Source organism: Ruegeria sp. BHSA118 (assembly GCF_059613405.1).
In genome coordinates, this window is sequence record NZ_JBXWSM010000036.1 from 1 (window position 1) to 20,088 (window position 20,088).

Sequence of the window (20,088 nt, forward strand, 5' to 3'; positions counted from 1 at the left end):
GGCGCAGCTGAACATCCCGCGTGACATGTGGACCCAGGTGATCGATATCGACCTGCCCGCCATCGTCGATTTCGAGCGCCCCTCGGGCGGCGAAACCGCCGTGGCGCAGGCGGCCGAGCTGCTGTCGAACGCCAGGAACCCGGTGATCCTGAACGGCGCCGGTGTGGTTCTGGCCGAAGGTGGCATCGAGGCCTCGAAGGCTCTGGCCGAACGTCTGGATGCGCCGGTCTGCGTCGGCTACCAGCACAATGACGCCTTCCCCGGCAGCCACCCGCTGTTTGCCGGTCCGCTGGGCTATAACGGTTCGAAAGCCGGGATGGAGCTGATCAGCGAGGCCGACGTGGTGCTGTGCCTCGGCACCCGTCTGAACCCGTTCTCGACCCTGCCGGGCTATGGCATCAACTACTGGCCCGCGGATGCGAAGATCATCCAGGTCGACATCAACCCTGACCGTATCGGCCTGACCAAAGCGGTCAGCGTCGGCATCATCGGCGACGCCGCCAAGGTGGCAAAGGGCATTCTGGCCCAGCTGAGCGACACCGCCGGTGACGAAGGCCGCAAGGAGCGCAAAGAGCGCATCGCGCAGAAGAAATCGGCGTGGGCGCAGGAACTGACCTCGATGACCCACGAGGATGACGATCCGGGCACCACCTGGAACCAGCGTGCCCGCGCGGCCAAGCCCGACTGGATGAGCCCGCGCATGGCGTGGCGCGCCATTCAGGCGGCGCTGCCGAAAGAGGCGATCATCAGCTCGGACATCGGCAACAACTGCGCCATCGGCAACGCCTATCCGTCGTTTGAAGAGGGCCGCAAATACCTGGCGCCGGGCCTGTTCGGCCCCTGCGGCTATGGCTTGCCGGCCGTCGTTGGTGCCAAGATCGGCTGCCCGGATGTTCCGGTTGTGGGCTTTGCCGGTGACGGCGCCTTTGGCATCGCGGTGAACGAACTGACCGCGATTGGCCGCGAGGAATGGCCCGCCGTGACCCAGATCGTGTTCCGCAACTACCAGTGGGGCGCGGAAAAGCGCAACTCGACCCTGTGGTTCGACGACAACTTCGTGGGCACCGAGCTGGACACCAAGGTGTCTTATGCCGGTATCGCGCAGGCCTGTGGCCTGAAAGGCGTTGTCGCCCGCACCCAGGACGAGCTGACCGCGGCGCTGAACCAGGCGATCGAGGACCAGAAGAACGGCATCACCACGCTGATCGAGGCCCTGATCAACCAGGAGCTTGGCGAGCCTTTCCGCCGCGACGCAATGAAAAAACCCGTCGCAGTCGCCGGAATCTCGGCCGACGACATGAAAGCTCAGGAAGCGTGATCTGATCATGCCTCCACCCGGGCCGAATACGGTTCGGGTGGGGGCAGGCTTTGCCCGAAAGGCAGCTTAAATATTGCAAAGGAAGTAAGATGCAGGCGTTGAGTGCATCCAACTCGCCGTGGCTTCGGGCACGGTCTTTCGTTCGTTTGAACGGGCACGGTTTCCTTGTTTCCGTGGTTGTCGCTGTCGCAGCGAAGTTCTTGTCCGATCATTATGGTGCCCCGGCCATGCTGATGGCCTTGTTGCTGGGCATCGCGTTCCATTTCCTGGCCGAAGACGATGCGGGCGACTGCAAGGCCGGAATCGAATTTACCGCACGAACGGTTCTTCGTTTTGGTGTTGCGCTGCTTGGGGCTCGTATTTCCGTTGAATTGATGATGAGTCTTGGCGCTGATCTGATTGCCGTTGTGATTGCCGGTGTGATCCTCACGATCCTGTTCGGGCTTCTTGGCGCGCGTCTTCTGGGCCGTGGTTGGCGCTTTGGGGTGCTGACAGGGGGATCGGTTGCGATCTGCGGTGCATCGGCCGCGATGGCCTTGTCGGCCATTCTGCCCAAAAACGAGCATTCGGAGCGGAACCTGGTTTTCACGGTTTTGTCGGTTACGGTATTGTCGACTATCGCGATGATCGCCTACCCGATCCTCACCGAGGCTTTTGAGTTCAACGACGAGGTTTCAGGGGTCTTCCTGGGCGGCACGATCCATGATGTCGCACAGGTTGTTGGGGCCGGGTTCTCGGTTTCGGACCAAACCGGTGAGGTCGCGACTTTGGTCAAACTGATCCGTGTCGCCATGCTGGCCCCGGTGGTGCTGGTCATCTCGTTTCTTGTCCGACGCCACGCGGAGTTCAGCGAGGAAGACGGCAAGCGCCCGCCCATTTTGCCGATGTTTGTCGTTGGCTTTCTGATCTTTGCCGTCCTGAATTCAATAGGTCTGATCCCGGATGTGGTCTCGTTGGCCATGGCCGATCTCAGCCGGTGGGCGCTGCTGGTGTCGATTGCCGCAGTGGGCATGAAAACGTCGCTCAAGCGGATTCTGGATGTAGGCGGGCAGGCCATCGTCCTGATCGTGGCCGAGACGATCTTCATCGCTGCTCTGGTTCTGGCGGGTGTCTACCTGTTTCATTAGAGGATGGTGGAAATCCAAGTCCAGCACGTGACCGACCATTGGCCGGTCACGTCATCTCGCACTACATGACCAGCAGGAGGGTATGACCTCATGACGACACAGGTACTTAATCTTTTCGATGAGCCCGAAACGCGCAGCGAAAGGCGTTTGGCCGATCTTCCCGATCGCGTTGTCGAAGGTGATCCGCATCACAAGATTGGAATGCACTTCACCAGTCCGGATGGACAACTGTCAGCCGGGACCTGGACGTCTACGCCGGGTAAATGGCACGCGTTCACGGACAAGGACGAATATTGCTATATCGTCAAAGGCCATTGCGCCGTGATCCACGAAGACGGGACCCGTCAGGATTTTCGCACCGGGGCCAGCTTTTTGATCCCCAACGGCTTTCGCGGCTATTGGGAAGTCGTGGAAGAAACGACCAAGCACTTCGTGATCCGAGATTGTGCGCCGGACGCATGATCCGATCCGTGAATGAACCTGAGGCGGCGTGAACCGGCATGCCTCAGGCGTGTTATCGGTTCTTCAGCGACGGGTCTGGTCAAAGCTGATCGCCCGTTTTTCCGCCGTGGGTATTGACTGGCAGGTCAGGATTTCTCCGGCTTCGATGTCTTTGTCTTCCAGCGCCATGTGCGCCCGCATATGAACTGTGCCGTCGGTCAGTTTGGCCCGGCACGCGCCGCAAACTCCGGATTGGCAGGAATAGGGTGGCTTGAGCCCCGCTGACTGCGCTGCGTGAAGAACGGTCTGTCCCTTGGAGATCGATATGAGGTGCCGGACACCTTCCAGCGTCAGTTCAGCGGTTGCGTCCACCCCTTCGATACCCGTGTCCAGATCCGACGCAGCACCATAGCTTTCCATGTGGATGCGGTTCGCGGGCACATCAATGGACATCAATGCCTATTTGATGGTCTGGTTCATATCGCCCGGACCACAGACATAGTACCGAGCGTCCTGGGCGTAAGGCGGATACTCGGCCATCAACACTTCGATTGCGGCCTTGTCGATTGTACCTGGCCGCCGCTGGACCACCAGCCGGGTTTCGAAAAGACATGGTTGATTGTAAAACGTTCGGGATGCGCTTGCTGAAGAACGTTCAGCTCTTGCTGCAACAGGATGCTCTTGGCGTTTGAGTTGCCATACACCAGATGCGCGACTGAACGGGGTTCGGCTGTCAAAACCGAGTTCAGCATCGCAAAGATCGGAGTAATGCCGGAGCCTGCGCCTAAAAAGTAATGGGTGCGCCGCGCCGTTTCGTCGGGGTCCAGGCAGAAACTGCCAAATGGCGGAATGACGTCAATGGTTTGTCCTTCCTGAACAGTGTCGTTGATGAAGTTGCTGACATGGCCACCTTTGACCCGCTTGACGGTGATGCGAAGAGGATCCCCAGAGTAAGGTGAACTGGAGATCGAATAGCTTCGACGGTGCTCTTCGCCATCAATATTGAAACGAACGGACACGTGTTGGCCCGGCCTCCAGGCGAATATGTCCGTCAGGCGATCAGGGACCTCGAACATGACGGTGTTTGCCACGCCATCCAGCTCGACTCTGGTCCCGCAAACGCGCAATGGGAAAAAGTCACGCGGGTTCATTTCCCTTTCCCCAACCATTGCAGAACAACTTTCTGGTGCTCGATGACGGGGCTTTCACCGTTTGCCGCTGAACCTGCTTCAAAATACGGAGAATGCAGGGAATTCCGCTGTTGCTCGCACGCGTAGATATCTTCGACGGTAAAGACGCCGGCCACCATCGGGTCATCTTCGTCCATCGCGTCATTGGCTTCGTATTTTCCGCCTATTCCAAACGTGACCCAGAACGAGGGCGACTTCATCGACTGTTTGGTGAATTCCCATTCCGAGCTGTTGGACACTCGCCCAGGGTTGTGAACTCGCGTCAATTCCGGGCCAAGGGGCTCGACCGGGCCGAACCATTCGGCGATGGAAGGCGCGTCGGAGTCTGATGGACGAAAATCATCGATTTCCAGATATCGACCTTGGCGGGTTTCAGGCCAAGGCAGGACTTGTCGACCTTGCCATATTCCTCGTGTTCATCCGGCACCGAAATCAGATTGCCTTTAAGATCGTAGGTCCAATCGTGATAAGGACAGGTCAATGGCTTTTGCGTTTTGCCAACCGCGCGGATCAATTGGGTGCCGCGGTTGCGGCAGATGTTATGGAAGGCGCGCAGGCGACGGTAGCGCCCCATAATCACGAATATGTTGTTGGTTCCGGCCTGCACGGTGATGAACTGGCGCGGGTTCGCGGACGTCCTCCAAAACCCGGCATAGAGCCAGGTTTTGGAAAAGATTTCGCGCATTTCCCGGTCGAACCAATCCTGGCTCGTGTAAGCCTCGACCGGCAAAAGGTGCAGCATGGGTTTCATTTGAACCTCTTGCGAAGGAATTTTCAAAACGTCCGAGAGAGAAAGTCGATGGCGATCATCGACAGGCCATGTGCGATCCAGGCAAGTTGGATCAGCCAAAAAAGGATGGGGTCCTCATCCCGGGTCACGTCGGTCAAAAGCAATGCGTGACCGGAACAGAAATTCTGGATCGTCCAGAACATGAAAAGAATCCCCCACAACGTCTGACAGCCAAGTACCGTCGTGACTATGAGCGCAGTGAAAGCGATGCATCATCCAGGCCAGATCTCGCAACACATCTGATCAGAGCCTGCACGACCTGCTCATAACGTGCGTCAGAATTTTGAGGGGCGCCCGGTCATGTTATTTCCAGTATTTCAGCTTCAGGTTGGCGGTTGCGCCGGTGCCGACGGCGACAGCGGCATCCGCGAATACCGGCGGCAGACCGTTCTGCCCCATACCGCCAAAGCCGTACCCTTCGGTCGGGACATCCTTTTCGGTATCCAGGTTGCTGTTGCTGTTCTCGTCGTGCATCCCGGCAATCGCATAGGTGCCAAGCGGCAGATTGTGAAAGGTCACCGAAGCCTGGCCTTTGACAGCAGGAACCACAGCCAAAGCCGCCGCGTTCGCCACGTCCATGGCCTTAAAAGATTTTGCGTCATCGAACACGGCAATGATCAAATCACCCTCTGCATTGCGCACGTCCTGCACCGTTGCAGTGAGAGTTTGTGCAGATGCCCCGAGGGTTGAAGCCAGAGTCATTACAGATGCGACGACCAGTTTGCTAATCGGCATGATATATCTCTTACTGCCAAAACTGAAAGTAAATAGGGGCGGCGTGATTAACTGTCAATAGTGACAGTCATTCGCCCAATTTCCCTGAGCGTGTTAATGGCATGGAACCAAAGACGAGGTGCCGGTCCAACATCGGCAAGGATCGGAGAAAAGGGATAAAAATATCCTAAGGCGGCTTTCCAAAGCTACTCGGGCAAGACTTGCCTCATGTAGAGATGACGCATGACCATTGGCGTCAGGTACATCGGAATTTGATACGCCCCGATGAAGGCCATGATGGGTGCGGTGACTTCGGGGGGCAAAGCAACGAAAAAAATTGCGATGTTTCTGTTTCCCGCGATCAAAGAGACAGCGGTTGCCCTAGCTGCCGTCAGACGTCCTCTGGTCATGCGGAACGAAAGGAATTGTGCTCCGAAATTTGCCAGACAGGCGAGCGCGATCCAGAAGGACGCGACGGCGGGGCTTTTCAGCGCTGTGGTGCTGACGGAAGGCATCAGGCTGATGACAAAAACGGCCAAGGTGATCGTGCCCAACCCTTCCAGATTCAACAAGGTGGAGCGGGATGGTGAACGCAGCCAGACGCGCCGGAAAACAATGGCGGCGCCGGTTGTGCAGAGTATCGTCAACAGCAGTTGCAACCCGGCCAGCAAAACAGAGTGAATGTCGCCCAGTTCAGGCATGAGCAGGAACACCGGAAACGCTGTCAATGGCAACAGGGCGGTCCCAACCACCATCATTCGCATCGCGTGTTCAGGCGGATAACCCATCATCAATCACATGTTCGGACTGCCGGAAATCGAGGGCGCAGCCGCCATGATGAGCAGGGACAGCAGCACCGGCGTTCCGGTCCAACCACCCGCAAATCCGATGGCCAGAATGAACAGCGGTATCACGAATTGAAACCCGATGACGGTGAACGCGACCTTGTGCAGATCGCTCAACGATCCAAGAATGGTTTCGGGGTCCATTCTCAGGACGGTGACGAACAGCAACAACACGACCAAGGGCGGCAGCAGGTCTCGCATGGGCTCGGCCAAACCCGGCAAAAGAAGACCCGCCGCCAATCCGGCGATCAGAACACGGGGCCCGTGACGAGCCGCCAGATGAAGCAGGTTCAAGGCCGTTTTACCCGCCCGGGCTCTGGCGTAAATTCTCGGGCAGCCAGGTGGCGAGGTCGGGGAACCAGATGAGGATGAAGACCATCAGCACCATGATCAGGAACATCGGGATCGCAGCGCGTGCAATATAGCTCATCTCATGGTTGGTCATGCCCTGCATCACGAACAGATTGAACCCGATCGGGGGTGTGATCTGCGCCATTTCAACAACGACCACGATGAAGATGCCGAACCAGATCAGATCAATGCCAGCGTCGCGGATCATTGGTTCCACCACGGCCATGGTCAGCACGACGGAAGAAATCCCGTCAAGAAAACAGCCCAGAATGATGTAGAACACCAGCAGGACCATAAGCAGTTCGAAACGAGTCAGTTCCCAGCCTGCAATCAGATCGGCCAGCCCGCGCGGCAGGCCGGTGAAGCCCATGGACAGCGACAGGAACGCGGCGCCGGCAAGGATCAGGGCGATCATCGCGCTGGTTCGCGTGGCTCCCATCAGGCTTTCGGTGAATGTCTTCCAGTTCAACGACCCCTGGCCTGCCGCCAGCAACAGGCCGCCGATTACCCCGAAAGCCGCAGCTTCGGTCGCAGTGGCATAGCCCAGATACATTGACCCGATGACAACGGTGATCAGAAGGATCACAGGCAGCAGAAAGCGTGAGTTTTTGACTTTCTCAGAAAAGCTCAGCTTGCTTTCGTCGTTCGGGTTCCAGTCTTTGCCCAATTTGGAATAAATCGCGACATAACCCATGAACATCGCGGCGAGAACAAGGCCGGGCAAGATGCCGGCAAAGAACAGCTTGGTGATCGATTCATTGATCGTCACTCCGTAGACGATCAGGGTCAGGGACGGAGGGATCATCAGCCCCAGTGTGGCAGCGCCGGTCAACGTGCCGATGATCATCCGTTCGGGGTAATTGCGTTTGCGCAGTTCGGGGATCGACATTTTTCCGACAGTGGTCAGTGTCGCAGCAGACGAACCTGAAACGGCGGCAAAGACGGTACAGCCCACGATATTGGTATGCACCAAACCGCCGGGCAGGGGGGCCATCCAGGGGGACAGCCCCTTGAACATGTCTTCGGATAATCGCGTGCGGTACAGGATTTCGCCCATCCAGATGAACATGGGCAAGGCGGTCAGGGTCCACGAAGACGAAGCGGACCAGATGGTTGTGATCATCACGTCGCCCACCGGGCGTGTCGTGAACAGCTCCATCCCGACCCAGGCAACCCCCATCAGGGCCAGGCCGACCCAGACGCCGGTCCCGAGCAGGGTGAACAGAACAAAAAGGAAAAGGATGATGACAGACAGGTTTTCCATGCGTCTATTCTCCGTGGCTCTGGTCGGCCAGATCGCGGACAATGCGATGGTCACCTTTGAACAGGACGTGGATCAGGTGATCCGTCAGCGCGATGGCCAGGATCACGGCACCGATCAGCATCGCGGATTGCGGAATCCACAGCGCGGTTCTGTCCTGACCCTGGCTGATGTCGTTGAACTTCCAGCTCCAATAGACGAAGCGATAGGCATACCAGCAGAAATACCACATGACGGCTGTGCCGATGGTGAAACACCAGATTTCAAGGACACGCCGCACGCTGTCCGGCACTGCGTTCAGAAGGATCGAAACCCGAATGTGGCTGCCCCGGTTCAACGCATTGGCAAAGGCCAGAAAAGATGCCGCCGCCATTGCATAGCCGGCATAGTCGGGCGCTCCGGGAAATACCTCACCGGTCCAGCGGGCCAGCATCTGCACGACGATCAGCAAAAGAATGGCAATCAGGCTGACCGCCGCCAATACCCCTGCTGCCAGATAGATGAAATCCAGAACGGACCGAAGCCCCCGCAATACCGCCATGGCGTCCCCGCTTTGTTATGATTGGATGGAAAACAGGCGACGCAATGCAACGCCGCCCGCCCCGAACGGTTACTGAGAGGCGTTGAACGCGTCGACGATGGCTTTGCCTTCGTCACCTGCGGCTTCCAGCCATTCATTGGTCATGGTCACGCCGATCTCTTTCAGCTCATTCGTCATCTGCTCGGATGCCGGACCGACGGTCATTCCACCATCACGCAGACCTTGCAGAGTAAAACCGGTGTATTCCTTGGCGCGCCAGTTGCCCGCGTATTCCGCCAGCTCTGCGCAGCCCTTGATGACATTCTTGTTGGCGTCGGACACGCCCGACCAGACATCCGAATTCACCATCACGTAGTTGCGCGGCAACCAGGCGTCGACTTCGTAGAAATAGTTCAGGCTTTCCCAGACCTTGCGGTCATACCCGGTCGATCCCGATGACACCATCGAATCCGCCACACCCGTCGCAAAAGCCTGACTGATTTCCGCCGCTTCGATCGTTACCGGCAACATCCCCGTCAGTTCGGCCAGTCGCGAAGTCGCGTTGTTATACGAACGGAACTTGATGCCCTTCATATCGGCGACCGAGTTCACCTCATTCTTGAAATACAACCCTTGCGGAGGCCACGGCACAGCGTAAAGCAGCGTCAGGTTCTGTTCGGCCAGCAGTTTTTCGATAGAGGGCTTTGCCGCTTCCCAAAGCTTGGCGCTGTCGTCGAACGAGGTCGCAAGGAACGGGATCGAATCGAAACCGAACAACGCGTTCTCATTCTGGTGGCCGGACAGAAGGCGTTCACCGATCGGGGCTTGCCCGGTCTGGATTGCGCGTTTGATATCGGCACCTTTGAACAGCGAGCCGGATGGATGCGTTACGATTTCGATCTCACCGCCGGTTCCGGTCGTTACACATTTGGCGAATTCCGCACCGGTGGCCGAATGGAAGTTCGACGCCGAATAGGCCATCGGCATGTCCCATTTTTCGGCCATGGCCGGTGCTGCCGCGGCAGCAGTCAAAGCGGTTGCTGCCAGAAGGTTTGTCAGTTTTTTCATCGTTTTCTCCCTATCGAGTTTTGAAATACCGATGTTTTTCATCGGTCTGTTTTTATGTTGCAAAGCGCGACGGCGCGTAGACGCTTACGTCGGTGTTCGGGGTTCTGCCCGCGATCATCTGCGCCAGCAGCCGTCCGGTCTTTGGCCCACCCGTCAGGCCGATGTGATGATGACCAAAGCCCATATAGGCATCTTTGATTCCGGGCACGTCACCTATGATCGGGATCGAGTCAGCCGGGGCCGGCCTGTGCCCCATCCATTCCACTTCCTCCTTCCATGTTATGCCCGGAAACGCGGCCCGGGCATTCTTTCGCATCAATTCAAACGGCGCGCGCGAGGGCGGTGCTTCCAGCCCACCGAACTCCACAATACCCGCCAAGCGTATGCGCCCATCCATGGGCGTGGCAACAAACTTGCCCGAAGCCACCATGACCGGGCTGCGGGGCATGGCAGAAGGCGCCACCAATTCAAGATGATAACCGCGCTCACTTTCAAGAGGAACAGAAACCCCCAGTCGCTTTGCCAGTGGTCCGGACCAGACGCCAGCCGTGACAATGGCGGTGTCGCAAGCGATGGTCTCACCATCTGCGCGCACACCCGTAACGCGGCCGCTGTCGCGGGTGATGTCCTCGACATTGGCGCGGATGATCCGGCCTCCGCCGGCCTCGACATGGGCGGCCAGGTCTTTCACGTAACGCCCGGGATCGGTGATATGACCGTGGTTTGACAGCTTGGCAGCGAAACCGATATCCGGGCTGAACACCGGGTCATAGTCGTGAAACGCCTTGCCCTCCAGTTCTTCCCAATCAAAGCCGTTCTTCCGCCTTATTCCCCAGCCCAACGCATCTTGTTCAAAATGAGCCCGGTTCTCGTAAAGAAACAGATAGTCGCTGGGCACGATCCACTTTTCAGCACGCGTGCCTGCTGCCAAAGCCTTGTGATCATTCAGGCTGTCGCCGACGATCGGCGTCAGCGCCGCCGCGATCCGTTCAACATCTGCCACGTTCGCGTGGCTCAGATATTGCCGGAGCCATGGGAGCAGCTTCGGCAGATACCCCCATTTCAAAAACAGCGGCTGCGACGAGCTCAGCAACATTTTGGGCGCTTTGCTGAGCAATCCGGGAACCGTCACAGGTATGATGGAGCAGGACGCCAGCACACCGCCATTGCCATGAGACGTGCCTTCGCCCGGTCCGGCCTTGTCGAACAGGATCACGTCGTGCCCATCCCGTTGCAGCCAGACCGCGGCCGAAACGCCGACGATACCGGCGCCGATGATGGCTATGGTTTTCCTGTCACTCATTTTGAAATCGCCCTGGCCACTGCGTAATGGTTCAGCTTGGCCATCTCGGGCCTGCCGCCAAGCCCGGGGGTTTCGGGCACGCAGACCTGCCCGTTCTGGATCCGGAAGGGTTCTTCCAGAATGTCCTCTTTCAGGAAATAGGACGCCTGATAGAATTCGCAGCCCAATGTGATCTCGGGTGTTGCGGCAATCATATGGGTGCCGGCAAGATGGGCCAGACCGGCCTCGAACATGTCCCCGCCATATGCCGTCAGACCATGCGCAGCAGCGATGCGGGCAACGGTCTGCCCTCGGGTCAGCCCGCCAGATTTCATTATTTTCACCGAGACACCATCGCAAATGCTTTCCCGCGCGGCGCGTTCCATATGTTCGGGGCCAAAGACGCTCTCATCGGCGAGAAGGGGAGTATCGGTCATTTGGCGCAGCTTTGCCATCATGCCGAAATGGTGGGCGCGAACCGGCTGTTCGATGAAATCAGGATTGAACTGGGCCACGTCCCGCACCCGCGCCGGAGCGTCCTCGATGTTCAGCCCCTGATTATAATCCACGCGGACCGAGAATTCAGGACAGTTCTGCGCAAGATATTCCAACCGCATGATGTCAAAGGCGTGATCCTTGAACCCGGTCTTGAGTTTGACAATCCGCACGCCGTCCTCTCGCAACCGCGCCAACAGGTCTATGTCCTGGGAAAAGTCCGGGTTGGCGATGGAACAGCTGAGCGGAATGGCGCTGCGGCAGCGACCACCCAACAAAGACCAGACAGGGATGCCGCTGATACGGCCTGCCAGATCCAGCAGCGCGGTTTCCAGCGCGGCCTTGGCCTCGGTGCAATGCGCCACGGCACAGGTCGCGCGCGCCATAATGGCGGACCGGTCGCCCACGCTGGCGCCAAGAACAAGGGGGCGCAAGTAGCGATCCAATGCCGCGAATGTCGCTTCCGGGGTGCCGGTGAACACCGACCAGGGGGACGCTTCGCCAAATCCCTGTGTGCCATCCTCGGATGTCAGTCGCAGTATGACGACTTCGCAGGCACCTTCGACGGATCCTATACCGTGATCCCGGCGGGACGTGACCGGAAGCTTCAGGTGCCAAAGGTCGTAACCGATGATGTTTTGTGCCAGATCGTTCATTCCGCCCCCTGTTGTTGAGCGGAAGCCTGCCTTGACGGGCATATCATTTCAAATACTATATCTTCGACAGTTCATCAGAAAAAATGATGTGGCTATCCATGTCCCTGCGCTTTCGCCAGCTTCAAGCGTTTCACGCCATCATGGAAACCGGAACCGTAACCGGCGCAGCGTCGGTACTTGGGATATCCCAGCCTGGTATCAGCAATCTGTTGGCTCAGTTGGAACGCGAAGCGCGACTGCCTCTGTTCGAGCGCAACAAGGGCCGTTTGCTGCCCACCCCCGAAGCCGAACTGCTGTTCCGCGAAGTCGACACGGTCGTGCGCGGGCTGGATCACGTGGCGCAGGCCGTGACGGATTTGCAGAACAAACATCCCGGTCAATTGCAGGTAGCGGCGCCGCATCTTCTGTCATTTGGTTTCATGCCGCGCGAGATCGCACGCTTTGCCAAAAGCCGCCCCAACCTGTCCGTCAGTTTCCAGTCGCAGTATTCATCCAAGATTCAGGAATGGGTGATTTCGGGCCTGTTTGAAATCGGCATCGTCGAGATGCCGATCCTGCACGACACTCTGAATTATCAGATGTTTCAATTCGAAACGCTTGCGACTTTTCCAGAAAACAGCCCCTTGGCGGATTATGATGTTCTGACACCGGAAATACTGGAAAACGAGCCCTTCATCGTGATGGGTCCGGAACACCAAACCCACCGTCGAACCCGTGACATCTTTCAGGCATCCGGGCGCACGTGGCGTACAAAGATTCACACGCACCTGTCCGAAAACCTGCTGAGTTTTGTGAAACAGGGCATGGGGGTTGCGATGATCGACCCCTTTACCGTGACGTTCGACGGTGAGAGCGGGTATCAGACCCGCCCGTTCAGGCCATCCGTCATGCTGGATCTTGCTATCATCACCGCAAAGGGGCGCCCCCTGTCCACGATTGCGCAGGAATTTCTAGCCCAGCTGACCCCGTCGATTGCCTCTTATGCAACCCATTCCGACACAGGTGCAGCGGCCTCGTGAAGCTGCTGCGAATGGATGTCGACCAATGTGGGGCCATCATGTTCGACGGCCTGTTTCAGCACCTTTTGCAAGTCCTCAGGGTCCTTGACTGTCCATGACTTTACACCAAAGGCGGCTGCGACGGCGGCGTGGTCGGTCCGGTTGAAATCGACATTGTAATAGCGTTGATCAAACCCTGCATCCTGACCCGCCTTGATCCATCCGAAAACCGAGTTCGAGAATACGATCGACGTGATCGGCATCTTGTGCCGAACCATTGTCTCAAATTCGCCGCAGGTGAAACCAAACGAACCATCGCCCATGACGGCCAGGGTCTTGACCGAGGGCCGCCCGACATGTGCGCCCATGGCTGCCCCCAGAGAATACCCCAGTGCTCCATGTGCGCGATTTGTGATGAAATGCCGCCCGGGTTGCCGCCAACGGTAATGCGCGCTGAAATAGGGGCAGGGGGTGCCGGGATCAGCGACCACAATCGCATCGTCGTCCAGAATGTCCATCAGGGACGCCATGACAGCCTCGGGACGGATCGGCGTTTCCCGACTTGCAGCCAAGGGGGTAAACGCCGCCGCCTTGGCCTCCCACGCGGCGCGGGCCTTGGTTGTGCCGCCTTGACCGTTCAGGTCTTGCCGGTCCTTCAGCGCACGGGCCAATGCCTCCAGCGCGAGGCGGGCATCGGCACAGATCGCCACTTCGGTCTGGTAATTGGCACCGATCACCATCGGATCGCTGTCGATATGGATGATCGTGGTGCTGCGTCCGGGGCTTCTCCACCGTTCGGTCGTGACTGAACCGGCGCGGCACCCGATGAACAGGACGACATCAGCCAGATCCACCACGGCGCGGGTTGCCGGGATGCCACCGTTCGATCCGACGACACCCAGCGCCAGAGGATCGGTTTCGGCGATGGACCCTTGGCCTGAAACGGTTGTGGCGACGGGCATATCCAACAGACCGGCGACACGGTGCAACGCATCGGTCGCGCCGGACAGAACCGGGCCGCCGCCACATACCGCGACGGCGGATTTGGCCCGGGCAAGAATGGCTGCGGCCTCTTCGATGGCATCCGGATCGGGGGCAGCCCGTTCGGCGGGATAGCTGCGATGCCGGTCGTCGGCCCAGATTTCCGCTTCGTCCACCTGTGCCTTCTGCGTATCAAACGGCAGTGCCAGATGGGTCGCGCCGGGTGTACCCGTTGTCATTGCCCGGAACGCCGCACGAACCATGGCCGGAAGCCGGGCCGCATCATCCAGAGACGCGTTCCATTTCGTCAGCGGACGGAACAACGCTGGCTGATCCAGTTCTGTCAAAGGGTACTTCCCGCGGCTGGTCGTCGCCACATCGGACGTGATCGCCAGGATTGGAACCGAACTTTCATTGGCCTCGACCACACCCGGCAGAATATAGGTTGCTCCACCGCCAGAAGGGCCTTCGCAAACGCCAGGCTTGCCGGTCACGCGGGCATAGCCATCCGCCATGTAGGCGGCGTGCCGTTCGTCGCGGGTCAGAATGTGCTGAATGCCGTGATCCATTCGGGCGAGCGCGTCATAGAACAGCAAGGTGGTATCGCCGCACAGGCCGAACATATGCGTCACGCCATGCGCCTCGAGCATACGCACCATCGCCTCGGCTCCGGTCAGGTAATTCGTCCCTGTCATGGTTCGCGATTCCTTTGAGTTATAACTGTACGCAGAACTGTATACAGGCTTGCATATTGATTTCAAGAATTGAGTGTGGCACCTGTGAATCAACGGAAGAAGGGCATTGTTTATGGCGGGTCCACGCGTCGATGATATCTATGATCAGGTCAAAGCGATGGCGGTATCTTTCCGCCTGCGCCCCGGTGCCCGCCTGAACGAGGTCGCCCTGTCCAGGGATCTGGGCGTCAGCCGCACGCCGTTGCGAGAAGCGTTGAACCGTCTGGTTGCCGAACGGCTGTTCGATTTCCGCCCGGGGCAAGGGTTCTTTTGCCGTCCCTTGGATGCACAGAGTGTGTTCGACCTTTTCGAGCTGCGCCAGATCATCGAATCCGCAGCGGCCCGATCAGCCTGCGCCAGGGCGACGGATGAAGACCTGCAAATGCTGCGTGATGAGCTTTACGAAACGGGCATCGACATCACCGGCCTGACGATCGAAGAGGCAGTGGCCCGGGACGAAGCGTTCCATCTGGGGATCGCAAAGCTGTCGGGGAACATGGAGTTGTTGCAAACTCTGACACGGATTAACGAGCGTATCCGCTATATCCGCTGGATTTCCATGAGCATGGATCGGGTGCAGAAGTCCAAGGACGAACATAAACACGTCATGCAGGCCCTGCTGGATCGGGACGCGGACGAGGCGGCCCGGGTTCTGGCGGCTCATATCACAAAACGAATGGATCAGGTTCAGGACGCAGTGCGTCACGGGATTACCAGCATCTACATGGAAGGGGCCGAAGACATCTCGACCCGCATTATCGAGGAGGCGCAGGGATGATCGCGCAGGGCGGCAAATCCATATATGGCGCATCGGTGGGGATCCTCATGCTGGACGCGCATTTCCCAAGAATTCCCGGCGACATGGGCAATGCACGGACATGGCCGTTTCCGGTGCTGTACCGCATCGTCCGGGATGCCTCGCCTGATCGGGTGGTCCGGCATCGGGCCGAAGGTATGCTCGAGGTCTTCATCGACGCCGCGAAAGAGCTGGTCAAAGACGGCGCGGACGGAATAACAACCAATTGCGGGTTCCTGTCCCTGTTCCAGAAGGAGCTGGCCGAGGCGGTTCCGGTTCCCGTTGTCACCTCGTCCTTGATGCAGGTTGAAATGGTAAATCGTATCCTTCCTATGGGAAAGCGCGCGGGCATTCTGACCATTTCGGCCTCCACTTTGACCAATGATCATCTTCAGGCTGCCAATGTCCCCTTGGATACACCAATCGGCACAACCGAAGGTGGGCGGGAATTCACTCGCGCAATTCTGGGCAATGAATCGCGTCTGAATGTCCAGAAGGCCCGGGAGGACAATGTTGAGGCCGCAATTGCGCTGGCCTCGGACCATCCCGATCTTGGGGCAATAGTTCTGGAGTGCACGAATATGTGCCCCTATGCGCCGGATATTCAGCAGGCGACCGGGCTGCCTGTGTTTTCGATCGTGTCTTTCGTGACTTGGTTTCAGACCGGTCTTGTTCCGCCGGTGTACCGGAACTGACCTCTGGCCTTTCATCAAGACGGATTGTGTTGGCCGCAGGCAAAACTCAAGCCAGTGTCAGATCACCGGGTATCGAATTTCGGATCACGCGCTCTGCATTCGCCAGATCGTTCGACTGCGCACGGTCCCTGGCGGCATTGGCGTCCAGACCGTGGCCGATCCATCTGTTGGTCAGGCGGGTTTCGAGTGTTTTCAAATCGGTGTCCAAGAATACCCTGAATGCCCACAGTTGGTGAAGTTCTGACCAACCCGGCTCATTCAATAGAAGGTAATTGCCCTCAACCAGAACAACGCGCTGATCCGCTGTGATCATGGATCGCGCGGCAATGGCCAGATCCAGCTCTCGGTTAAACTCGGGTATTGCGATTTCTTCTTCCGAGCGCAATCGATCAAGCAGCGCATGAAAGCCGGCAAGATCAAAGGTTTCAGGAGATCCTTTGCGGTTCAGCAGGCCGCGATCCTTCAAGATCACGTTGTCATAGTGAAAGCCGTCCATGAAAACCAGACCGGTTGCGACGCCGCGCAGATTGAGCTCTTTGCTTGCAAGGCTGGCCGCAGTCGTTTTTCCCGATCCCGGCGGCCCGGCAATCGCCACAAGGTGCCGGTCTTGCAGCGGCGGCAAGGCCTGGACCGCATCCGCGATCCTGCTTGCAAGCGCCTCGGGGGTGGCAAGCGTAGGCGTCACGCGGCCTGGTCCTCGGCGGGCGGTTCCTTGGCGCCGGTCATGAACGCCACTGCGTCGGACATCGTGTAATCTTTGGGATCAACGACGCAAAGGCGCTTGCCAAGCCGATGCACGTGGATTCGATCGGCGACCTCGAAAACATGTGGCATATTGTGGCTGATCAGGATGATCGGAATGCCGCGTGACTTCACGTCCTGGATCAGTTCAAGAACGCGGCGGCTTTCCTTCACGCCCAATGCGGCCGTTGGTTCGTCCAGGATGATGACTTTTGATCCGAATGCCGCGGCCCGCGCCACGGCAACGCCCTGACGCTGACCCCCGGACAGTGTTTCAACGGCTTGATTGATGTTCTGGATCGTCATCAGGCCCAGTTCGCTCAGCTTGTCGCGGGCGAATTTCTCCATCGCCGGACGGTCGAGCATTCGGAGCCATGATCCCAACGGCCCTTTGCGCCGAATCTCGCGCCCCATGAACATGTTGTCCGCAATCGACAAGGCTGGGGACATCGCAAGTGTCTGGTAAACCGTTTCAATACCGGCTTCACGCGCGTCAATCGGCGAGTGGAAATTCACTTTCCGGCCTTCCAGCCAAACATCACCTTCATCCGGCGCCACCGCGCCTGAAATCGCCTTGATCAGTGTTGACTTGCCCGCGCCGTTGTCGCCGATCACGGCCAGAATCTCGCCCGGCATCAAATCGAAATCGCACTGATCCAGCGCCGTTACCTTGCCGTAGCGCTTCACAAGGTTCCGTCCTTTGAGAATAGGCTCCATCAGGCTGCCACCTTTCTGATCCACTGGTCGACCGCGACCGCTGCGATGATAAGGATACCGATCAACAGGAACGTCCATTGCGCATCAGCGCCCAGCAACCGAAGCCCAAGCGTAAAGACGCCCACGATCAGAGCACCGAAGAGCGACCCCAGAATAGACCCGCGGCCACCGAACAGGGATATGCCCCCGATCACGACCGCCGTTATGCTTTCAATATTTGCCAACTGACCAGAGGTCGGAGACACGGACCCGATCCGACCAATCAGAGCCCAGCCCGCGAAAGCGCAGATCAGCCCGGACAGCATGTAAACCGACATCAGCGTGCGATGCACATTGACACCGGACAGCTCTGCCGCTTCGGGGTCATCCCCGACGGCATAAACATGCCTTCCCCAGGCGGTGTGACGAAGGGCGTAGGAAAGCCCGAGGATCAGCACCAGCATGAAGATCACGCCGACGGTGAATACCGCCCCGCCCACGTTGAACTTGGCCCCGAAAAGTTGCAGAATCGCGGCGTTTTCTTCGATCTCCTGCGACCGGATGGTTTCGTTTTGGGAATAGAGGAAGTTCGCCGCAAGAACGATTTGCCACATGCCAAGCGTCACGATGAACGGCGGCAGTTTGACGCGGCTGACCAGATACCCGTTCACCGCACCGATTGCTGTGCCGACGAAAAGGCCGCAAACAATCGCGACCGTTGGCGGCAGACCATACCGGAAGGTGAACTGACCCATGACAACCGACGACATCACCATGATTGCCCCGACGCTTAGATCGATACCGGCGGTCAGGATGACAAGGCTTTGCGCTGCCGCCACGATCCCGACGATCTGAACCTGTTGCAGGATCAGAGTCAGCGCAAATGGCGAGAAGAACTTGGAGCCCAGCAAAGCCCCGAAAATGACGATGGCGGCCACAAGAACGATCAGCGGCACCAAAGAGGGGTTCACATGCAGAAAGTGCTGAACCGTTCCGACAATCCCGCGGTGGTGATCGTCAAATTCGGCAATCTGTTCTGGGCTGCCTTTTGCAGCGGCTTCGAAGTCGTCTGATCGTCGTGAAGTATCGGACATAAAGGTTCCCCCAAAGCGTCAGGTTACTGACGACTTTAGCAAGTTTTCGGGCGAATGGGTGGTTTGAAAAGCGGAAGGCCGCCCTCTGCGGCCCTCCGGGCGGTCAGGTTAACCCCAGCAGAGGTCCATGCCTTCCTTGACCGAGATCGATTCGACGCCTTCGGCAGGCTTGTCCGTTACAAGCGCCACGCCGGTGTCGAAGAAATCCTTGCCAGGCGTGTTTTCAGGCTTCACGCCTTCGTCCGCCCATTTCTTGACGGCCTCAACTCCCAGCGATGCCATCAACAGCGGGTATTGCTGCGACGTCGCGCCGATAACACCGTCGGCAACGTTTTGGACACCCGGGCAGCCTCCGTCCACGGAAACGATGAGCACGTCATTTTCGCGCCCGATGGCTTTCAGCGCCTCGTAGGCGCCTGCTGCCGCAGGTTCGTTGATGGTGTGAACAACGTTGATCGTAGAATCCTTGGCCAGAAGGTTTTCCATCGCGCGGCGACCACCTTCTTCGTTGCCGGCGGTTACATCACTTCCGACAAGACGTGGGTCATCTTCATCGCCGATCACGTTCGGGTCCGCCAGATCGACACCAAAGCCTTGCAGGAACCCCTGATTGCGCAGCACATCCACTGTCGGCTGGCTGACGGCAAGATCCAGTGTCGCGATTTTGGCGTCGTTGGCCGCGTCGCCCAGTGTGGCTTTAGCCCATTGTCCAATCAGCAGCCCGGCCAGGAAATTGTCCGTGGCAAACGTCGCGTCGGCCGAGTCAATGGGTTCCAGCGGCGTGTCCAGGGCGATAACCAGAACACCTGCATCCCGCGCCTGCTTTACGGCCGGAACGATGGATGAAGTGTCCGATGCCGTCAGCAGAATGCCTTTGGCGCCGTCCAGAATGCAGGTCTCGATGGCTTGCACCTGCGTTTCATGGTCACCGTCAACTTTGCCCGCAAAGGCTTTGAGCGTCATTCCCAGCTCTTCCGCCTTCGCTGTCGCACCTTCCTTCATTTTGACAAAGAACGGGTTGGTGTCTGTCTTGGTGATCAGACAAACGGTTTCGCCTTCCGCCATTGCACTGCCAGCCATGGCAGTAACCCCGAGCGCAGCAGCACCCGCAAGTCTTGCAAGTTTCATCGATTATCCTCCCAGTTTTTCCTGTGCCGTACAGGGCACGAGGGCGATCAGGCAAAAACCCTGATCCCATAAGAAACAATCACAAGATTCGAAATTTGAGTCAATAAATAATTCACTCTTATTTATTATTGACAGGGCGGGCGGCCTTTCTCATTCTTCAGCTGGAA

At 58.1% G+C, this 20,088-nt stretch carries 24 protein-coding genes; 6 read left to right on the plus strand and 18 right to left on the minus strand.

What is annotated here, in order from left to right:
* The 3 genes from AC2FNN_RS12255 to AC2FNN_RS12265 form a co-directional block, all read left to right on the plus strand.
* Positions 1-1,318 (plus strand): sulfoacetaldehyde acetyltransferase (locus tag AC2FNN_RS12255; protein WP_496758857.1); only part of this gene is annotated, 1,318 nt, incomplete at its 5' end.
* 89 nt (positions 1,319-1,407) lie between these two features.
* Complete coding sequence (locus AC2FNN_RS12260; RefSeq protein ID WP_496758858.1) at positions 1,408-2,445, plus strand: YeiH family protein; 1,038 nt, start codon at positions 1,408-1,410, stop codon at positions 2,443-2,445.
* A 90-nt stretch (positions 2,446-2,535) separates the two neighbouring features.
* Complete coding sequence (locus AC2FNN_RS12265; protein ID WP_496758859.1) at positions 2,536-2,907, plus strand: cupin domain-containing protein; 372 nt, start codon at positions 2,536-2,538, stop codon at positions 2,905-2,907.
* Positions 2,908-2,970: 63 nt separating this feature from the next.
* Here the strand turns inward: AC2FNN_RS12265 and AC2FNN_RS12270 are convergent, their stop codons facing one another.
* The 13 genes from AC2FNN_RS12270 to AC2FNN_RS12330 form a co-directional block, all read right to left on the minus strand.
* The gene (locus tag AC2FNN_RS12270; protein WP_496758860.1) at positions 2,971-3,339 is read right to left on the minus strand and encodes a 2Fe-2S iron-sulfur cluster-binding protein; all 369 of its coding nucleotides are present in this window, start codon (positions 3,337-3,339) and stop codon (positions 2,971-2,973) included.
* 86 nt (positions 3,340-3,425) lie between these two features.
* On the minus strand, positions 3,426-4,037 hold the full coding sequence (locus AC2FNN_RS12275) for an FAD-binding oxidoreductase (RefSeq protein WP_496758861.1): 612 nt from the start codon (positions 4,035-4,037) through the stop codon (positions 3,426-3,428).
* The gene (locus tag AC2FNN_RS12280) at positions 4,034-4,315 is read right to left on the minus strand and encodes a hypothetical protein (protein WP_496758862.1); all 282 of its coding nucleotides are present in this window, start codon (positions 4,313-4,315) and stop codon (positions 4,034-4,036) included. The genes AC2FNN_RS12275 and AC2FNN_RS12280 overlap by 4 nt, the downstream gene beginning before the upstream one ends.
* A 23-nt stretch (positions 4,316-4,338) precedes the next feature.
* Positions 4,339-4,827, minus strand: coding sequence for an aromatic ring-hydroxylating oxygenase subunit alpha (locus tag AC2FNN_RS12285; RefSeq protein ID WP_496758863.1), 489 nt, complete (start codon positions 4,825-4,827; stop codon positions 4,339-4,341).
* 23 nt (positions 4,828-4,850) lie between these two features.
* The gene (locus tag AC2FNN_RS12290; protein WP_496758864.1) at positions 4,851-5,009 is read right to left on the minus strand and encodes a hypothetical protein; all 159 of its coding nucleotides are present in this window, start codon (positions 5,007-5,009) and stop codon (positions 4,851-4,853) included.
* A 160-nt stretch (positions 5,010-5,169) separates the two neighbouring features.
* Positions 5,170-5,601, minus strand: coding sequence for a DUF2141 domain-containing protein (locus AC2FNN_RS12295; RefSeq protein ID WP_496758865.1), 432 nt, complete (start codon positions 5,599-5,601; stop codon positions 5,170-5,172).
* A gap of 185 nt (positions 5,602-5,786) precedes the next feature.
* Positions 5,787-6,368, minus strand: a complete 582-nt coding sequence (locus tag AC2FNN_RS12300) for a hypothetical protein (protein WP_496758866.1) — start codon at positions 6,366-6,368, stop codon at positions 5,787-5,789.
* Between the two features lie 6 nt (positions 6,369-6,374).
* Positions 6,375-6,719 carry a hypothetical protein gene (locus AC2FNN_RS12305; protein ID WP_496758867.1) on the minus strand — a complete coding sequence of 115 codons (345 nt, stop codon included), beginning with the start codon at positions 6,717-6,719 and terminating at the stop codon, positions 6,375-6,377.
* Between the two features lie 7 nt (positions 6,720-6,726).
* Complete coding sequence (locus tag AC2FNN_RS12310; protein ID WP_496758868.1) at positions 6,727-8,040, minus strand: TRAP transporter large permease; 1,314 nt, start codon at positions 8,038-8,040, stop codon at positions 6,727-6,729.
* Positions 8,041-8,044: 4 nt separating this feature from the next.
* Entirely contained in the window at positions 8,045-8,578 is a 534-nt protein-coding gene (locus AC2FNN_RS12315) for a TRAP transporter small permease (protein ID WP_171172704.1), read from the minus strand.
* Between the two features lie 69 nt (positions 8,579-8,647).
* Positions 8,648-9,625: a TRAP transporter substrate-binding protein gene (locus AC2FNN_RS12320; protein ID WP_496758869.1), complete on the minus strand. Its 978-nt coding sequence runs from the start codon at positions 9,623-9,625 to the stop codon at positions 8,648-8,650.
* A gap of 52 nt (positions 9,626-9,677) precedes the next feature.
* Positions 9,678-10,928, minus strand: coding sequence for an NAD(P)/FAD-dependent oxidoreductase (locus AC2FNN_RS12325; protein WP_496758870.1), 1,251 nt, complete (start codon positions 10,926-10,928; stop codon positions 9,678-9,680).
* On the minus strand, positions 10,925-12,058 hold the full coding sequence (locus AC2FNN_RS12330; protein WP_496758871.1) for an enolase C-terminal domain-like protein: 1,134 nt from the start codon (positions 12,056-12,058) through the stop codon (positions 10,925-10,927). The genes AC2FNN_RS12325 and AC2FNN_RS12330 overlap by 4 nt, the downstream gene beginning before the upstream one ends.
* 98 nt (positions 12,059-12,156) lie before the next feature.
* Between AC2FNN_RS12330 and AC2FNN_RS12335 the strand changes: the two genes are divergently transcribed.
* Positions 12,157-13,077 carry a LysR family transcriptional regulator gene (locus tag AC2FNN_RS12335; protein ID WP_496758872.1) on the plus strand — a complete coding sequence of 307 codons (921 nt, stop codon included), beginning with the start codon at positions 12,157-12,159 and terminating at the stop codon, positions 13,075-13,077.
* Here AC2FNN_RS12335 and AC2FNN_RS12340 read toward each other — a convergent pair.
* A complete protein-coding gene (locus AC2FNN_RS12340; RefSeq protein ID WP_496758873.1) occupies positions 13,038-14,732 on the minus strand; it encodes a thiamine pyrophosphate-binding protein in 1,695 nt (564 codons plus the stop codon). The two genes, AC2FNN_RS12335 and AC2FNN_RS12340, sit on opposite strands and share 40 nt — an antisense overlap.
* A gap of 112 nt (positions 14,733-14,844) precedes the next feature.
* Here AC2FNN_RS12340 and AC2FNN_RS12345 point away from each other — a divergent pair, with 112 nt between their 5' ends.
* Together AC2FNN_RS12345 and AC2FNN_RS12350 are read left to right on the plus strand one after the other, a co-directional pair.
* The gene (locus AC2FNN_RS12345; RefSeq protein WP_496758874.1) at positions 14,845-15,549 is read left to right on the plus strand and encodes a GntR family transcriptional regulator; all 705 of its coding nucleotides are present in this window, start codon (positions 14,845-14,847) and stop codon (positions 15,547-15,549) included.
* Complete coding sequence (locus AC2FNN_RS12350; RefSeq protein WP_496758875.1) at positions 15,546-16,262, plus strand: aspartate/glutamate racemase family protein; 717 nt, start codon at positions 15,546-15,548, stop codon at positions 16,260-16,262. The genes AC2FNN_RS12345 and AC2FNN_RS12350 overlap by 4 nt, the downstream gene beginning before the upstream one ends.
* Positions 16,263-16,308: 46 nt before the next feature.
* Here the strand turns inward: AC2FNN_RS12350 and AC2FNN_RS12355 are convergent, their stop codons facing one another.
* From AC2FNN_RS12355 to AC2FNN_RS12370, 4 genes are all read right to left on the minus strand, one after another.
* Complete coding sequence (locus tag AC2FNN_RS12355) at positions 16,309-16,947, minus strand: nucleoside/nucleotide kinase family protein (protein ID WP_496758876.1); 639 nt, start codon at positions 16,945-16,947, stop codon at positions 16,309-16,311.
* The gene (locus AC2FNN_RS12360; RefSeq protein WP_496758877.1) at positions 16,944-17,720 is read right to left on the minus strand and encodes an ATP-binding cassette domain-containing protein; all 777 of its coding nucleotides are present in this window, start codon (positions 17,718-17,720) and stop codon (positions 16,944-16,946) included. Before AC2FNN_RS12360 ends, AC2FNN_RS12355 begins: the two co-directional genes overlap by 4 nt.
* Positions 17,720-18,793 (minus strand): ABC transporter permease, encoded by a 1,074-nt coding sequence (locus AC2FNN_RS12365; protein WP_496758878.1) that lies wholly within the window; start codon positions 18,791-18,793, stop codon positions 17,720-17,722. The genes AC2FNN_RS12360 and AC2FNN_RS12365 overlap by 1 nt, the downstream gene beginning before the upstream one ends.
* A 108-nt stretch (positions 18,794-18,901) precedes the next feature.
* Positions 18,902-19,921: a sugar ABC transporter substrate-binding protein gene (locus AC2FNN_RS12370; RefSeq protein ID WP_496758879.1), complete on the minus strand. Its 1,020-nt coding sequence runs from the start codon at positions 19,919-19,921 to the stop codon at positions 18,902-18,904.
* Between the last annotated feature and the right edge of the window lie 167 nt (positions 19,922-20,088).

Excerpts from the sequence above, each read along its gene's own strand:
- AC2FNN_RS12260 (WP_496758858.1), top strand. The coding sequence starts at position 1,408 with ATGCAGGCGTTGAGTGCATCCAACTCGCCGTGGCTTCGGGCACGGTCT.
- AC2FNN_RS12265 (WP_496758859.1), top strand. The coding sequence starts at position 2,536 with ATGACGACACAGGTACTTAATCTTTTCGATGAGCCCGAAACGCGCAGC.
- AC2FNN_RS12270 (WP_496758860.1), bottom strand. The coding sequence starts at position 3,339 with ATGTCCATTGATGTGCCCGCGAACCGCATCCACATGGAAAGCTATGGT.
- AC2FNN_RS12275 (WP_496758861.1), bottom strand. The coding sequence starts at position 4,037 with ATGAACCCGCGTGACTTTTTCCCATTGCGCGTTTGCGGGACCAGAGTC.
- AC2FNN_RS12285 (WP_496758863.1), bottom strand. The coding sequence starts at position 4,827 with ATGAAACCCATGCTGCACCTTTTGCCGGTCGAGGCTTACACGAGCCAG.
- AC2FNN_RS12290 (WP_496758864.1), bottom strand. The coding sequence starts at position 5,009 with ATGTTCTGGACGATCCAGAATTTCTGTTCCGGTCACGCATTGCTTTTG.
- AC2FNN_RS12295 (WP_496758865.1), bottom strand. The coding sequence starts at position 5,601 with ATGCCGATTAGCAAACTGGTCGTCGCATCTGTAATGACTCTGGCTTCA.
- AC2FNN_RS12300 (WP_496758866.1), bottom strand. The coding sequence starts at position 6,368 with ATGGGTTATCCGCCTGAACACGCGATGCGAATGATGGTGGTTGGGACC.
- AC2FNN_RS12310 (WP_496758868.1), bottom strand. The coding sequence starts at position 8,040 with ATGGAAAACCTGTCTGTCATCATCCTTTTCCTTTTTGTTCTGTTCACC.
- AC2FNN_RS12315 (WP_171172704.1), bottom strand. The coding sequence starts at position 8,578 with ATGGCGGTATTGCGGGGGCTTCGGTCCGTTCTGGATTTCATCTATCTG.
- AC2FNN_RS12320 (WP_496758869.1), bottom strand. The coding sequence starts at position 9,625 with ATGAAAAAACTGACAAACCTTCTGGCAGCAACCGCTTTGACTGCTGCC.
- AC2FNN_RS12325 (WP_496758870.1), bottom strand. The coding sequence starts at position 10,928 with ATGAGTGACAGGAAAACCATAGCCATCATCGGCGCCGGTATCGTCGGC.
- AC2FNN_RS12330 (WP_496758871.1), bottom strand. The coding sequence starts at position 12,058 with ATGAACGATCTGGCACAAAACATCATCGGTTACGACCTTTGGCACCTG.
- AC2FNN_RS12335 (WP_496758872.1), top strand. The coding sequence starts at position 12,157 with ATGTCCCTGCGCTTTCGCCAGCTTCAAGCGTTTCACGCCATCATGGAA.
- AC2FNN_RS12340 (WP_496758873.1), bottom strand. The coding sequence starts at position 14,732 with ATGACAGGGACGAATTACCTGACCGGAGCCGAGGCGATGGTGCGTATG.
- AC2FNN_RS12345 (WP_496758874.1), top strand. The coding sequence starts at position 14,845 with ATGGCGGGTCCACGCGTCGATGATATCTATGATCAGGTCAAAGCGATG.
- AC2FNN_RS12350 (WP_496758875.1), top strand. The coding sequence starts at position 15,546 with ATGATCGCGCAGGGCGGCAAATCCATATATGGCGCATCGGTGGGGATC.
- AC2FNN_RS12360 (WP_496758877.1), bottom strand. The coding sequence starts at position 17,720 with ATGGAGCCTATTCTCAAAGGACGGAACCTTGTGAAGCGCTACGGCAAG.
- AC2FNN_RS12365 (WP_496758878.1), bottom strand. The coding sequence starts at position 18,793 with ATGTCCGATACTTCACGACGATCAGACGACTTCGAAGCCGCTGCAAAA.
- AC2FNN_RS12370 (WP_496758879.1), bottom strand. The coding sequence starts at position 19,921 with ATGAAACTTGCAAGACTTGCGGGTGCTGCTGCGCTCGGGGTTACTGCC.